The sequence below is a fragment of the Reinekea sp. genome, assembly GCF_982785585.1.
In genome coordinates this window covers 1-13,960 of record NZ_CEYAVF010000048.1, presented here as the reverse complement: position 1 = coordinate 13,960, position 13,960 = coordinate 1, and the positions used below count along the sequence as shown (strand labels likewise).

13 protein-coding genes are annotated in these 13,960 nt (G+C 51.1%); 7 read left to right on the top strand and 6 right to left on the bottom strand.

Annotated features, from left to right (window positions below):
* The first annotated feature begins 415 nt into the window (after window positions 1-415).
* Window positions 416-811, top strand: a complete 396-nt coding sequence (locus AC4FIC_RS14355; RefSeq protein ID WP_100258263.1) for a hypothetical protein — start codon at window positions 416-418, stop codon at window positions 809-811.
* A 40-nt stretch (window positions 812-851) separates the two neighbouring features.
* On the opposite strand, the gene AC4FIC_RS14350 is transcribed toward AC4FIC_RS14355, so the two are convergent.
* From AC4FIC_RS14350 to AC4FIC_RS14330, 5 genes are all read right to left on the bottom strand, one after another.
* Entirely contained in the window at window positions 852-1,550 is a 699-nt protein-coding gene (locus AC4FIC_RS14350; protein WP_100258264.1) for a sugar transferase, read from the bottom strand.
* 323 nt (window positions 1,551-1,873) lie between these two features.
* Window positions 1,874-3,127, bottom strand: coding sequence for a WecB/TagA/CpsF family glycosyltransferase (locus tag AC4FIC_RS14345; RefSeq protein ID WP_476194582.1), 1,254 nt, complete (start codon window positions 3,125-3,127; stop codon window positions 1,874-1,876).
* Between the two features lie 158 nt (window positions 3,128-3,285).
* Window positions 3,286-3,810, bottom strand: coding sequence for a hypothetical protein (locus tag AC4FIC_RS14340; RefSeq protein ID WP_100258266.1), 525 nt, complete (start codon window positions 3,808-3,810; stop codon window positions 3,286-3,288).
* A gap of 9 nt (window positions 3,811-3,819) precedes the next feature.
* Window positions 3,820-5,922, bottom strand: coding sequence for an LruC domain-containing protein (locus tag AC4FIC_RS14335; RefSeq protein ID WP_476195169.1), 2,103 nt, complete (start codon window positions 5,920-5,922; stop codon window positions 3,820-3,822).
* Between the two features lie 210 nt (window positions 5,923-6,132).
* Entirely contained in the window at window positions 6,133-6,867 is a 735-nt protein-coding gene (locus AC4FIC_RS14330) for a glycosyltransferase family protein (protein ID WP_273286009.1), read from the bottom strand.
* Between the two features lie 68 nt (window positions 6,868-6,935).
* On the opposite strand from AC4FIC_RS14330, the gene AC4FIC_RS14325 reads away from it, so the two are divergent.
* The 5 genes from AC4FIC_RS14325 to AC4FIC_RS14305 all read left to right on the top strand — a co-directional run bounded on the left by AC4FIC_RS14325 (window position 6,936) and on the right by AC4FIC_RS14305 (window position 12,643).
* Window positions 6,936-8,501, top strand: a complete 1,566-nt coding sequence (locus AC4FIC_RS14325; protein WP_273286008.1) for a sigma-54-dependent transcriptional regulator — start codon at window positions 6,936-6,938, stop codon at window positions 8,499-8,501.
* A gap of 186 nt (window positions 8,502-8,687) precedes the next feature.
* Window positions 8,688-9,956, top strand: a complete 1,269-nt coding sequence (locus tag AC4FIC_RS14320; protein ID WP_476194584.1) for an oligosaccharide flippase family protein — start codon at window positions 8,688-8,690, stop codon at window positions 9,954-9,956.
* A complete protein-coding gene (locus tag AC4FIC_RS14315) occupies window positions 9,953-10,969 on the top strand; it encodes a glycosyltransferase family 2 protein (protein WP_100258271.1) in 1,017 nt (338 codons plus the stop codon). The genes AC4FIC_RS14320 and AC4FIC_RS14315 overlap by 4 nt, the downstream gene beginning before the upstream one ends.
* A gap of 113 nt (window positions 10,970-11,082) precedes the next feature.
* Window positions 11,083-11,625 (top strand): heme NO-binding domain-containing protein, encoded by a 543-nt coding sequence (locus AC4FIC_RS14310; protein WP_476194585.1) that lies wholly within the window; start codon window positions 11,083-11,085, stop codon window positions 11,623-11,625.
* The gene (locus AC4FIC_RS14305; RefSeq protein WP_100258273.1) at window positions 11,618-12,643 is read left to right on the top strand and encodes a sensor histidine kinase; all 1,026 of its coding nucleotides are present in this window, start codon (window positions 11,618-11,620) and stop codon (window positions 12,641-12,643) included. Before AC4FIC_RS14310 ends, AC4FIC_RS14305 begins: the two co-directional genes overlap by 8 nt.
* Before the next feature lie 15 nt (window positions 12,644-12,658).
* On the opposite strand, the gene AC4FIC_RS14300 is transcribed toward AC4FIC_RS14305, so the two are convergent.
* On the bottom strand, window positions 12,659-12,946 hold the full coding sequence (locus tag AC4FIC_RS14300; RefSeq protein WP_476194586.1) for a SemiSWEET family sugar transporter: 288 nt from the start codon (window positions 12,944-12,946) through the stop codon (window positions 12,659-12,661).
* A gap of 201 nt (window positions 12,947-13,147) precedes the next feature.
* On the opposite strand from AC4FIC_RS14300, the gene AC4FIC_RS14295 reads away from it, so the two are divergent.
* Window positions 13,148-13,960, top strand: a complete 813-nt coding sequence (locus AC4FIC_RS14295; protein ID WP_475844522.1) for a helix-turn-helix domain-containing protein — start codon at window positions 13,148-13,150, stop codon at window positions 13,958-13,960.

Sequence of the window (13,960 nt, the reverse complement as noted above, 5' to 3'; positions counted from 1 at the left end):
AATCCTAACCATATAGGCTGAGCTCTCAGTTACGTTGGCTTAGGCAATTGCAAACGACATACCAACACTGATGCCAGGCTAACAGGTTGATTAATAGTAGGACTTGTCAACACGTTGGACCCTTTTCGCATTTTAGAAATTGCATTTTGCTTGGCCTAATCAGCGTTTTTTGCAGTTTCGTAATGCCGATTAACTGGGGATTGCTCGTTTTTTATAACCAGACTATTAAATCTTGAGGGTCGCGGACACCTCCGTTCCATGGGTACAAAACGGGGTTGCGCAAAATTACTGCTATTCTGAATAGGGACTTGGCGCTGGGCAGCCCAATCCGGAGTGGGCTTGGAGTTCGGGTCAGAAACCTATTTAACCGTTTAGCCGCCAAGGAATTATCCGGATAACAGACGAGGAAACTTACATGAAGAGCAACAAGGTAGATGCCTATACCCAGCACACCCTGAGTAATATTAAGCCCGAGGTATTCAAGACCCTCAATCTGGTGCAACTGGAAGCCATTCGCCAGGCGATCAGCACCAATGCGCCGTTTCGACAGCATCCGATCGATATCCGGATTGCTTTGCCGCTGTTCTTTGTTAAGTTTTATCTGGTGTTCTTGGTGGGGCAGGACCGCCGGTCCGATACGCGTGCTCGAGAGTCGCTGCGCCGAACGGCGGTAAGGGGCATGATCTTTATTCTGATACTCTATGGCTTGGTTGCGTTGTCTATACCGTTGATATTCTTGATGCTCTATGCATTAAAATCTCTGATGGGCATCGATATTTTTCCAGACCAACACCTGCGCGATTTTTTCTAATTTCTCTATTAATTGCGCCCAGCTATCAGTCCAACCTATCTCAATAAGCGCCCTTGCCGAACGCCACCGCCGGCAGAGTATAGAGCAGTATCTTTAGGTCAAGGCTTAGACTCTGCTCGTGGATATAGCGTAGGTCCAGAGCGATTTGCTCGTCAAAGGTGGTGTCGGCGCGGCCGGATACCTGCCACAAGCCGGTCAAGCCGGGATTCACTTGCAATCGATGCATGGCCAGGGTGGAGTAGACCGCGACCTCGTCGATTAGGGCCGGCCGCGGACCAATTAAAACCATGTCGCCTTTTACAACATTCCACAGCTGGGGCAATTCGTCGATCGATAGCTTACGTATAATTCGACCCAGAGGCGTAATACGGGGATCCTTAAATAATTTCTTGCATGCGCCTTCACGGTCACTTTGCAATTGGCTCGGGTCAATATATTTTGCATCGGTATTGAGATACATAGAGCGAAATTTATAAAGCGTAAAACGTCTACCCTGCTTGCCGACTCGGACCTGAGAATAGATGGCGGCACCCTTACTTTCCCAACGCAGCGCCAGGCCAACCAATAACAATATCGGCGAAATTAGCACCAGGCCGAGGGCGGCAGCCAAACGTTGAACAACTGAGGGCAGACAGGTCAGTTTTGCCGGTAGGAATTTTGCGACCCGGGGTGAGAGCCCGATCGGTAATGGGTTGGCTGGGGTGCTGTTATAAAATTCCGTGCTGTGGTGAGTGCTCATGGTTGTTCTCCCGTTAAAGCTGATTGCTTAGATAATAAATATTGCAATCAACATGCCAGGCGAGCTAATAAAATTCCTCTAAAAATAGCTGTTAACGATGGACTGTATTGCTAAAACTACGCCGTAACACCGTAAATACTTTTTAGATCGGAAAATTTATTTCGATTTTTTTTAGAATGCAAAAAAATACCATGTTATTTCTAATTTAGAAATTTTTAGGTCCCATCTAGCACTTATACAGCCAGCAATACAGATCAAAAAAACCCCAAAATGGGGCTTAATACTTACGGTCATTAGGTATCTAAGTCAGGGTTTGCAGTCCTTCACAGGTCCGCCTGAGATTTTTTAAGCACAAAGGCGCGCCATAAAAAAAGGGGATTGCCAATAACATAACGCGTGAACTTAACCCTCGGCTCCTGGATCAATCTAAACACCCATTCCAGGCCCAGCTCGCGCATCCACAGCGGAGCCCTGGGAATATTACCGGATAAAAAATCAAACAGCCCACCCACCGCGATAGCGGTACCCACTTTTAGGCGCAGCCTATTTGCCATTACCCAGTCCTCCTGAATCGGCGAACCCAGCGCCACCAGAAGCACATCCGCCTGGGCCGCGTTAATGGCCTCAACTATCTGATCATTATCCAAATCCGTCAAATGGCCATGTTGGACACCGGCAATGATGAGCCCGGGATGGTTCGCCTGAAGCGCGACGGCCGCCTTCAGTGCAACCCCGGGTGCAGAGCCGAATAGATAAAGCGAGCGTTTCTGCGCTACCATCTGGGCGCACAGAATGGGCATCAGGTCGGTGCCGTTAATATTATCTTTCAACTGCACCTGCATCGATCGAGCGCCCAAGCGAACACCCGAGCCATCGGCTAGGGTACAGTTAGCACGGTTCAGGGTGTGGCGAAAAGAACGGTTGCGGTAGGCCAGGTTAATCGAATTAACATTGATAAAGTTGACCACATTGCAGGGCCGGCGAACAGGGCCGACGCGCGGTGCAGCATCGGCGCAGATCAGATCGACTGCCTGCGCCATGCGTAAATTATCAATCCGGATACCGAACAGTTTAAAGGACGATGGCGCCCGCAGATGAGCCGTTCGGTAGAGTAGCGAAGAGAACAGCCCCTTCAAGAGATATTTCAGATATAGGCTAGTACTGCGCTGCGCCTGGTGATGAGCCATGCTCTGCTCAACGGTCAGGCCGATCAGTCCGACCCGGTGCTGTATCTCAGCGATACTGTAGAGCCCGGCCTTTAAGTTATGCAGATCGGCGCGATAAATGCTGCCAAAGCCGCCATTGAGCGATACCCCAACGAACGACAGCGATCCGTTCGCCACATTGAGCAGCGCGGCGCTGGTGGGTAAAAACCCTACCTGCCAGCGATAAAGGCCGTGATCCCGACAGAGCACGTCTTGCTGAACAATTTTTACCAGAGGTGCCTTGTGTTGCCAGACGGCTAACAGCACATTAATCAGCCACAGGGGCGACAGAAGTAGCATGGTGACGCAGGCCAAACTCAGATCGAGCAGTCGTTCCAACTTAGGTTGTAGCGTTGAGTCAGTGTTGTGCATATTTTTCACCCTTTCAGCATTGGCAAAATAAAAAGTGCCTAGACGAGCAGCACCGCATTGAACCGGGCTGCCACACTGCGCCTAGGCCATTAAGCCAGAGCAATCTCTAGGCCAATAGCGCGGGCTAACCTGCCGGCTTGTCCACTGGCTGGCTCGATTTATAAAACCACCTCAAAGCGAGCCTCGAGCGCATCGTCTTTTTCCCATACTGCAAAATCTGCTGGCTGATCCGTGTCAAAATACCAAACCACGGCAAGGACCGAGCTAACATTATTTGGCAGGTCAAGCGTGGCGGCAAAGTCGCCCTCCAGCGCGACACGAAGTTGACAGTTGGCATAGTTGACCACATAGCCTTGTTCTTGCTGACTGAAATCACTGCACACCGATAGATAACCGGCACGCTGTTGCTGGTTGGCCACAGCCAACTCCAAGGCATAGGTCTGGTTAAAACTGTAACCTGCGGGCACCCGCAAATCAGCCGTAGCCACCGCCCCTTGATCGAGATTTTCCTCAAGCGGCATCGATGTCACAGCCACAGCGTCGGCCACAGGTGTTATCGCAGTAACACTGGCGACTGGGCTGGCATCGGGCCCAGAACTGGGGCTCATAATCTCAGGGGCACAACCGACCAACACAAAACTGGCTGTCACCATGACCCAATAAAAAGCATTCCGTTTCATCATCGATCTCACTTATTCAAATGTATTAGCACTATTGCTCTGTTCAACCACAAACCAATCGAGATCCAAGGCGCCATTTGATTGGACATGCGTTTGGAAGTTCGGGTAGGCATAGCGGATGTCCATATTCTCCAATGGGTAGCGCCACTCAAAGGGCAGATCGAGCGCCCACGGCATGCCATTTTCGTTGACAAAAAACCGACCGAGCGTGGCATCGGAATCATCGTCCCCGCGACCGAAGAAGTTTTCTTGAAAAGCTTCGGTCGGCGCTTGGTTTTGCAGATGGATCTCATAGCGCCGGCCCGGCGCTTCGCCAAACAGATAACCGCGCTCTTGGTTCGGCGCGGAAAAGATAAACGGATCGAATGGAAACGCGGCTAGATCCGTGGCATCGACATCGTTTATCAACGGAACAATGATCCGGAATTCCATCTGAATATTGGAACCACAATCCTGCTCGGTACGATAAAAACGGCATTGTTCACCCGCGGTTACATAATCCCAGAGGTCGTCGGAGATAATGATAATCGCCTCGTCCCGGCCAGTTTCCAATGGTGATGCCATAACCGGGTTGTCATTGATCGTAAAGGTAATGTGGGCCTCATCAATTTGATCGCGGGTTAAACCAGTAAGACGGAAAGCCAAACCATTATGGTAGGCCGCGCCCAGTGCCACGATGCGCCCCGCTAGGGTAATCCGTAACAGCTTATCCTCGTTGGTCACGGTACTCAGGCGGTAATTGGCGACCACATCGTTCATATCGTAATCGCCCTTGAGCGGCCAATTGTCTTCGAAGGCGAGGGTATTCCAACCCTGTTCACTGGGATGGTAGTGCACCACCACATTGGGCTCGATAATCGAAATTTCATAATCTTCAACTTCGCCATCCCCGACACCGCCAACCGGTTCGAGCTGCATTTGGCTACTCAAGCGAAAGCGCGACCAGGTGTCGCCCACATTAGCCCAATTGGGAACTCGATAGATAATGGCGTTAGGACCGGCCTGCATAGCTTCGGCATCGGCAATGCGTTCATCCTTATCAAACAGGCCATTGCGATTCCAGTCGATCCAGGCATTGAGGTAGCCCGGTGCCGAGGCGACTACCGTGGTGATCGAGTTGCGCCCCGGTTCAAAATTGGTAACAAAGGCGACGCCATCATTATCGCTTCCTTCCAATCCATTGACGGCATAGGCATTGGGCTCACCACTAACAGATCCGCCTAGAAACAGGCTGCCGTCACCGACATCATGGCGCGGTCCGTTGGATCCGATTGAGGTCTGATAGGAATCAGGTGCATCCCCAAAGTCGGTCGTCGGGGATTCAATGGAGATGATCGGGGCCAAGGCACATCGAGCGCCATCGTTGTTACTGGAGGCCGGCCCAAAGGCGAAGAATTCGGCTATCGGATAATCCCATTGGGTGTTGACCCGATAGATATGACCGTCGCTGTTGCGACTGATATAGAGGTTGGCGTTGACATCAAAATAGACCGCCCCGAAGGTACCGGCTTGCCCGACATTACTGATTTTTTCAGTCTTGCCTAAGACGACGTCTATTGCCCATAGATTGCCCCAACGATCGACCGAATAGGCCAAGCCATTGTCGGGGTGAAAGGCCATATCATAGATGGACAGATTGATCTGGTTGCCATTGGCCACTTGCTGCGTGGTCAAATAGCCTGCCGCAGTGGGGTCCAGTGGAATACGATACAGACCATAACTGGCACCAGGCCGATAGAGATAATAGCTGTTTTCAGTTAAGGCGATATCACCAACATAGAAACCCATATTGGGTAACCCCGTTAACCACAGCGGAGAAACCGCAAGTTGGGCGTCAATCGTTACGATGGTGCCGTAATAGTAATTGTACGCGTACAGATAACGGTCGTGAATGTTAAAGGCCAAAGCATTCATCTTTGCCTCACCCCAGTCATGCGGTGATTCTTTCTGGTAGTAGCCGGTCGCCAATTGGACGCCATACAGATTGGCGACCTTATCTTGAATCAAAAATGCCTCCGTCGGACACTCGCCAAAGGCCTCTGCCGAGACCTGCGCCGACCAAGTTGCCAAGGCCGACATTAAGAATAGTAATAATTTATTTTTAAATCTTTTCATAAAGAAACCTTAAAGAATTACAGTTAATTTCGTGCTGCATAGGTCTATACAATATTCGGGCCGCAATGGCCGACCCCTTTAGTTTTCAACAGGTCGTAGACAAGAGTGCAAAAAAAAGCCCGTTCCGCCGCTGTGCTTTCGCGAAATGAAAAATCATTATTGTAACGATTCAAACGATGCTCCATTGCCAGAGGGATGGCTTGGGTAGCCTTAGGGAGTCTGAAAGAGGGGGTATCGGTGCAGTGTGCTGGCGGTTAAGGTAGCCAATTGGGGACTTAGACTCGCACTGGCAGGGCATATAAAATGGTTCAGGCGCGTATAGGCCGCCAAACCATAGTGGCAAAGAATGTAAGCTAGGCGAGCCGGCCAGCTCACTTTGAAATGGCGACGCATAGGGCCCGCACTGTAGTGGCGGATATAATCGCGCAACTCCGGATCACTATTATTATTCCACCGCTGGTCCAAAATTTCGAGCAATGGGAATTGTCGACTGAAGTGAATCACATGGCCATTTTCACCCCAGCCAACATCGTCCTGCGCAGGCAGACTCATGTTCCGATGGCGCAGTATTGTTTCGAGCAGTTGAATGCTGTCAGTACAGCGTTTAAAAACCATCACCCCTGAATTGATGCGTGCTGAATACCCATGGGCGGCAAAAAATGCTTTCCGTGTGTCAATGCACTCCAGAATGTTTGGCGCCTCGGTGGCTATAGCGGCATCGGCGTCGACAAAGATAACCCAATCGTAACCGGCCCGTAACGCCGCCAAGATAAGACTGAGCTTGAGCCATGCGACCTCCATACCCAGCGCGGTAAAGTGCGGCCGAGTCACAATCACTCGACTAAAGTTTAGTCTATCAGCGTACTGAACAATCGATTTGAGATTGGCAGAGTATTGCAGGTTATAACCGTTTACAGCTATGGAAAAAATTAACGTTTTTGGCATCTAATTTAACCTCTTTAGCACACACCCACTATAGTTATTAAAACAACCGTAAACGGCAGGAAGAACAAATGTCTACTGGCTCGACTCACTCCGTTCGAATTCTGTTCGTGGACGATGAACCGTCCATACTGAATAGCCTGCAACGGGTAGTACGCAACTTTCATGCCGAGTGCAGCTTTGTCGCCCAGGGCCGCAAAGCATTGGAGATGATGGCCGAGGAGCCGTTTGATTTGATCGTATCGGATATGCGAATGCCCGATATGGACGGCCTTGAATTGCTCTCTGAGGTGGCCGAACTGTACCCGGAGACGGTGCGCATTGTGCTCACTGGTTACTCCGATGAGGAGTCGGTCTTAAAGGCGATCAATCAGGGCCGTGTCTGGGGCTTCGTGCACAAACCATGGCAACAAAACGATTTACTGAGCACTATTCAACAAGCATTGACCACGCAACAATTGATGGCCGAACGAGCCTTATTGCGGCGTACCGTGGCCAGCTATGCCAAAGATCGTAAGGACAACTTCATGGGCTTTAAGGGCAATTCCATGGCGATGCAGCTGGTCTACAACACGATCCAACGGTGTGCCGGTAGCGATGCCTCGGTGTTTATCACCGGTCCGAGCGGCTCCGGCAAGGAAGTCGCCGCCTTGGCATTGCACCAGCTGAGTAAGCGCCAAGCCAAGGCCTTTGTCGCTCTAAACTGTGCCGCCATTCCGCGTGACCTGATCGAGTCGGAAATCTTTGGTCATATTAAGGGTGCCTTTAGTGGCGCGATCGGTAATAGAATCGGCGCGGCCAGTAAGGCCGATGGTGGCACCCTATTTTTAGATGAGGTGGGGGAATTGGATATTGATTTGCAGTCGAAATTACTGCGCTTTATCCAGACCGGTGTCATCCAAAAAGTTGGCAGCGACAAGCTGGAAACGGTCGATATCCGCTTTATTTGTGCCACCAATCGAAATCCACTAGAAGCCATTGCGGCCAAGCTATTGCGGGAAGATCTGTATTACCGGTTGAATGTAATTGCCCTGGCTATGCCACCGTTGTGCGAACGCGGTTCAGATGCCATCCAGCTGGCGCAGTATTTTCTCGATCAATTCTCCGACCAAGAAGCCAAGGGCTTTGTCGGCTTCAGTCGCAACGCCGAACGACTGTTGGTGGCCTACCGCTGGCCGGGTAATGTTCGGCAGTTACAAAATTGCATTCATAACGCCGTCATTATGTCCGAAGGCCCCCTCATAACCGAAGTCACCCTCGCGGCCAGCCTGCAACTTGATAGCCCTACCCTGGCAACGCTAATCACCACACCGTTTGAAAGACCGGTGTCGGACAGCTTATCGATCGGCAATGGCGCGCCAGCTCTCTCGCTAGGTCATGCAATATCGGTTGCTTCTGATCGAATGGGCAGCACCAGCCCAAGCCCTATCACCTCGTTGGACTTTGCCGAAGACCCTGTCTCGAGCCCAGACAATGGGCTCGGTCCCGGCCATGGCACAATTTACCCATTGAGCGAGATTGAGCGCATAACCATCGAACGCGCGATCGGCCTGTGCAATGGCAATGTGGTCAATGCCGCCAATGCATTGGAGGTAAGCCCGTCCACGCTCTATCGAAAAATAAAAGATTGGGCCTAAGCACTTCGCTTATTTGTCCTTGCCTTTGCAGAATGAAAAAACCATTTTTTCAACCTGCTAAAAAAAACGTCCAAAAGGTCGCCTAGCTAACCCTGCAGCGTTAAATTCATACTGTCACGCCCTGTATTAGATTGGTGCGCTCCTTGCAATCCACTGGTAACAAACGTAGAAGGTTACTCGATGCAGGTGTTGAATAAATTTCGTCAGACAAATCGGTTATTCCAAAACACCAGTTGGATGATGTTGTCAGAGGGCCTGTCGAAAATCAGCCGAATTGTCACCGTGATTGCCATGGCCAGCCTGCTGGCACCCTTTGATTATGGCATCGCCACTCTGGCCTTGGCCTGTCATGAACTTATTAGGGTCTTTGGCCGCGCCGGTTCCGGTGCTCGAGTAATTCAATGTGCGGAGCATGAACTGGAACGCATTTCGCGTAACGCGTCACTGCTGCAGTGGCTGGTATGCGGCCTAATCACCGGGCTACAAATGGCCTTTTCAAGTTCGATTGCCCGCTTTTATCAGCACCCAGAGCTGGCCCCCTTGCTCAGCCTTATGGCTCTGACCTATCTGTTCTACCCGATGGTGTCGATTAAGATATTTATGTTGCAGCGTTTGAACCGGATGAAATACTTTGGCCTCGCCAATGCCGCCTGCGTCAGCATCGACAACCTGGCCATCGTGCTCTTTTTAGTCATGGGCCATGGCGTCTTCGCGGTGGCCTATGCCAAGGTAATTACCGCCTGCGCTTGGGTGCTGCTATTTGGCCTAGCCAAGGTCCCCACGGTGCGGCCGGGCTACCAGGCGGATGTTTTTTGGCCACTGGCCGCCTATTCCGGAAAAATATTTGGCAGCGAAACCCTCAGGGTTTTGCGTACCCAAGCCGATGTGTTGATTGCCGGCCGACTGTTAGCGCCAGACCTGATGGGCCTATACAGCTTTGCCAAAAATGCCGGAGTGGGTTTAGGTCAGTCGGTGATCAACGCCTTTTTAAGCGGTCTTTATCCCTATATCTGCGAACAGATACGTCAGGGCAATGAACAGCTTGCCGCGCGCAGATCACTGCGCTATGCGTTCGCCATCTCCTCTGTCTTTGTGCTCCAGGCTTTAGCCGCGCCCCTCTATGTGACGATTTTATTTGGTGATCGCTGGCAAGGAGCGGCATATCTGGTGTCGATACTTTGCATCAGCGCCATCCCGGCCCTGTTAGTCGATACTCGCAGCTTTTTTTATCGCGCTAACAATAGGCCCAGCGCTGAGACCAAACTCACCCTTGCCTGTGTCGTTGTGAGCCTAATCGCCGTGCTTGTCGTGGCGCCGGAATCGCCGCAAGCACTGGCTTGGTGCACCACCCTGGCCAGTCTTTTCTGGTTATTTTTTATCGCCAAGTTCTTGCTGCGACACCTACTAAAAGTAGCGTCGACAACCACTGGCCCCTTAGTGAGGATTAACTTATGACGATTAGCAAGCCGGTTTTCAGTGTCGTTATGCCGATGTATAACGTCGAGAAATACATCCATCAAGCCATCAGTTCGGTCTTAGCACAGAGCTACCAACATTTTGAATTGCTCTGTATCGACGATGGCAGTAGCGATGGCACCCTGGCCATAGCTCAGTCCTTTTCCGACCACCGAATTCGCATCGTGCGGCAAAAAAATCGCGGTTTGTCGGGCGCGCGCAACACCGGCATTAACCATGCGAGCGGCTTGTATGTAGCGTTCTTGGATTCGGACGATTTTTGGCACTCGGATAAGCTGCGCAGCCACTTCGAGCACTTTCGCACCAATCCCAACCTGGGGGTAAGCTATTCGGCATCGGCCTTTGTCGATGAAGCGGGCCAGTCGATGGGCATCGGGCAGAATCCCAAAACCGACCAGGTCAGTGCACAGGATATCTTTTGCCGTAATCCCATTGGCAACGGCTCGGCCGCGGTGATCCGGCGCAGTGTGCTGATGCAAACCGGACAAGGCGAATTTAAAGGCGGCGATTGGGTAATGTCCTATTTTGACGAGACCATGCGTCAGTCTGAAGATGTTGAGTTCTGGTTACGTATTGCCCTCACCACACACTGGACCTTTGGCGGTATCGCCAAGCCGCTCACCTTTTACCGCGTCAACGCCAATGGCCTGTCGGCCAACTTGGACAACCAGTTTAACGCTTGGCGCTATGCGGTTGAAAAGAACAGAGTGAACTTCCCCGACTTTTACAACAGATGGCATCGCCTGGCGGCGGCCTATCAGAAGCGTTATTTGGCACGTCGTGCTATTCGCTCGGGCAATGGCATGGCCGCCCTCAAGCTCATCAACTCAGCCCTATGGACCGACCCCAGAATACTGCGTGACGAACCGAGCCGAACACTGATCACCTATGGTTGCGCCCTACTGTGCCTGTTACCAAATAGCCTGTATGAACCGATGGAACGTTTTGCCATGCGAGTTGCGGGTCGCCGCAGCCGTATCGCCACCCAATAGGAATAGCAAACCGGCCATTGACTACTTTAGTGGATTCTTGACTACACTTTTGCATAAGGCCTCAATCTGACTAAGGTCTAGATTGAGCACACCCTGAGGAATCGGAGCACAGTATGTTAGGTATAATTTTTACCGAGTTAGCGGAATACAGTATCGATAAGGTCGGCCTTGAGCAGTGGAACAGGGCCTTGGCTGAACTCCAGTTGTCGAGTCATGGCGCCTATACCACGGGTCAACGGTACAATGATGACGAGGCCATGCGAGTATTTGGCTGGTTGCATGCAACCACCGGTCAAACCGTCCGGGGGCTGCTCAATGAGTTTGGCTATAGATTGTTCGACACGCTGCGGCAACGCACCTTGAACAATTATATGGTCGATACCGACTTTGCCAACTTTCTCAAACACATCGACAAGACCACACACGACAAGGTGCGCTCCTATTTTCCTGGGTCGTCCCCACCGAACTTTCAGGTACTTGATACCGAGGGCGGATTGGTCATGCACTATCAATCGGATCGTAGGCTGTGTTTTTTGGCCGAAGGCTTGATTGAAGCGTCGGCCGAATTTTACAAAAAAAATATCACCCTTAACCACACTATTTGTATGCATGAGGGCGCAGACCATTGCGAAATTATTGTGCTGATCGATGACTGATGCTAATCCCTATAAGGCCGCTTACGAACGCGAACGCGAGGCGCGCAAGTCGGCTGAGGTGGCATTGGAAAAAAAATCCATGGAAATATTTACCGCCTTGCAACTGCTGAGGAACCAAACCGATGAATTGCGAGTACAAAAAAACGACATAGACGAACGCAATCAACAACTGCATGCAACCCAATTACAGCTTTTTCAAAGTGAAAAAATGGCATCCTTGGGCTTGATGGCGGCCGGCGTGGCACACGAAATCAACAACCCGCTTAGCTTTATCAAAAGCAATTTTGAAACCTTGCGCGGCTATATCGGCCATTACGACAGCCTACTCGCACTGTATCAACAGGCAGACCCGCTTATACCCGAGGCAGTGCGGATGACGCTGAGGGATACTCGCCAATCGCTCGAGATCGATTTTATTCAACGCGACCTGGCCATGCTGTTGACAGAAAGTGTGGTCGGTATGGACCGTATTGTTGAGATCGTCAACCATTTGCAGGCCTACAATCGACGCGAGTATGCCGAAAAAACCCTTGCCCAGATTAATCAATCGATCGAGACGGCCATCAAGATGACCAAACCCAAGTATCAACACCGGGTGGAATTTCGTTCGCACTTGGCAGAGGACTTACCCGAATTGCTGTGTTACCCGAACAACCTTACTCAGGTGTTTATTAACCTTTTGATCAATGCGGCCCAAGCTATCGATGTTGGCTCACGAAAAGGCACAGTTTCAATTCGTTCCAGTGTGGCAGCGGATCATCTTATTGTGTCGGTGACCGACAACGGGCAAGGCTTAAGCGAGGAGGCGAAGGATAAGATTTTTGATCCGTTTTACACGACCAAGGCGATCGGTGATGGTACCGGCCTTGGTCTATCGGTGGTGTACAATATAATGCAGGCACACAATGGCACCATAGGGGTGGACAGTGAGCAGGACAAAGGCTCTATCTTTACCCTAAGGATCCCACTCAAGGCACCGGAAGACGTTAGCCCAGCCCTCAAGCGGCCTATCAGTTAGATCGCAGCGACGGTTCTAGACCTGGTGCACAACCTTTTTGGCCAAGGACAAACGCTCTTTTACCGTAAGGGTGATCACGGCTATCGCCAAGGCAAAGGTAATTAAGTTGGCGAAAAATACCGCCATATCCCGAATTAAGAAACCGTACAGCATCCACAAACCAACCCCAGTGGTTAAAATCCCGTACATAGATAATGAAATGCCGGAGACATTACGGGTTTTTTGGATCTGAATAACTTGGGGCACAAAGGAAATGGTGGTGCAGGTAGCGGCAACTACGCCGATAAGGGTGATCATTGTCATGGTTTTTCTCAAGGGACCTCGTATTTGAATTGCACCTTACCGAGCGGCAAGGCGCCTTTGAATCGCGTGCATCATAAGGCCTTCGATAGGCTTTGCCATTAGATCAATTTGCCTTAAACTAGTCTTATTTTACCCAGTTATTGAATCTTACCTATATATAGGGGCAATACGATCTTGAGAGCCTATTTGGAGCAGGTTGGCTTGGCACAAGTAAAGGCCAGCCTAAAGGTCTTTACCAAGCATCAGCTGCCCAAGGACAGCAGCTGGCATTTTCACCCGGAAATTGAGTTTGTGCTGGTCTTGGCCGGCCACGGTCAAGCCCTGATCGGGGATTCGGTCGGGGCTTATCAAACTGGTGACCTCTTTATGACCGGACGCAATCTTCCCCATCACTATGTGACCCGTGAGACAGAGCGGGTTCACTTTTTGATTGTGCAATTCAATGGCCGGATATTCGACCATTTGCCGGAGTTCGAAACGATTCGGCAGCAATTGCAGCTCGCCCAAAAAGGCCTATTGTTCAGCGCCTTGCCGATTGCCATTCGCGATCGTCTGATTGAGATGCCAAGCTTACAGCCAACCGAGGCCCTGTTTGCCCTGTTTGAAGTCATGCACGCCTGTAGCAGCCAACCGAGTTTGGCCGTAAGCAGCCTGAGTTCGGCGACGGGGAGCCATTTCAATCGCTATCAGGTGCGCTTGCAAAAGGTCCTAGACTACATCAATCGCAATATGGCCTCGCCCATCTCGGCCAAGGCCATCGCCGATCAGTGCGCCATGACCCTGCCCTCCTTCAGCCGCTGGTTCCGCCAAACCCTAAACACCACCTTCTCCGACTATCTCAAGATTTGCCGAATGGAACAGGCCTGCCATTACCTAATGACCACCGATCTACCAGTGAACCGCATCGGCCCGCTGGTCGGCTATGAAACGCTCAGCCACTTCAATCGAACCTTCAAGGCAGCCAAGCAATGCAGTCCATTGGCTTACCGGAAACGGGCGATGCACCCGGACTGA

What these genes read in the sequence shown, in the direction of transcription:
- AC4FIC_RS14355 (WP_100258263.1), top strand. Translation starts at nt 416, where the DNA reads ATGAAGAGCAACAAGGTAGATGCCTATACCCAGCACACCCTGAGTAAT.
- AC4FIC_RS14350 (WP_100258264.1), bottom strand. Translation starts at nt 1,550, where the DNA reads ATGAGCACTCACCACAGCACGGAATTTTATAACAGCACCCCAGCCAAC.
- AC4FIC_RS14345 (WP_476194582.1), bottom strand. Translation starts at nt 3,127, where the DNA reads ATGCACAACACTGACTCAACGCTACAACCTAAGTTGGAACGACTGCTC.
- AC4FIC_RS14340 (WP_100258266.1), bottom strand. Translation starts at nt 3,810, where the DNA reads ATGATGAAACGGAATGCTTTTTATTGGGTCATGGTGACAGCCAGTTTT.
- AC4FIC_RS14335 (WP_476195169.1), bottom strand. Translation starts at nt 5,922, where the DNA reads ATGAAAAGATTTAAAAATAAATTATTACTATTCTTAATGTCGGCCTTG.
- AC4FIC_RS14330 (WP_273286009.1), bottom strand. Translation starts at nt 6,867, where the DNA reads ATGCCAAAAACGTTAATTTTTTCCATAGCTGTAAACGGTTATAACCTG.
- AC4FIC_RS14325 (WP_273286008.1), top strand. Translation starts at nt 6,936, where the DNA reads ATGTCTACTGGCTCGACTCACTCCGTTCGAATTCTGTTCGTGGACGAT.
- AC4FIC_RS14315 (WP_100258271.1), top strand. Translation starts at nt 9,953, where the DNA reads ATGACGATTAGCAAGCCGGTTTTCAGTGTCGTTATGCCGATGTATAAC.
- AC4FIC_RS14310 (WP_476194585.1), top strand. Translation starts at nt 11,083, where the DNA reads ATGTTAGGTATAATTTTTACCGAGTTAGCGGAATACAGTATCGATAAG.
- AC4FIC_RS14305 (WP_100258273.1), top strand. Translation starts at nt 11,618, where the DNA reads ATGACTGATGCTAATCCCTATAAGGCCGCTTACGAACGCGAACGCGAG.
- AC4FIC_RS14300 (WP_476194586.1), bottom strand. Translation starts at nt 12,946, where the DNA reads ATGACAATGATCACCCTTATCGGCGTAGTTGCCGCTACCTGCACCACC.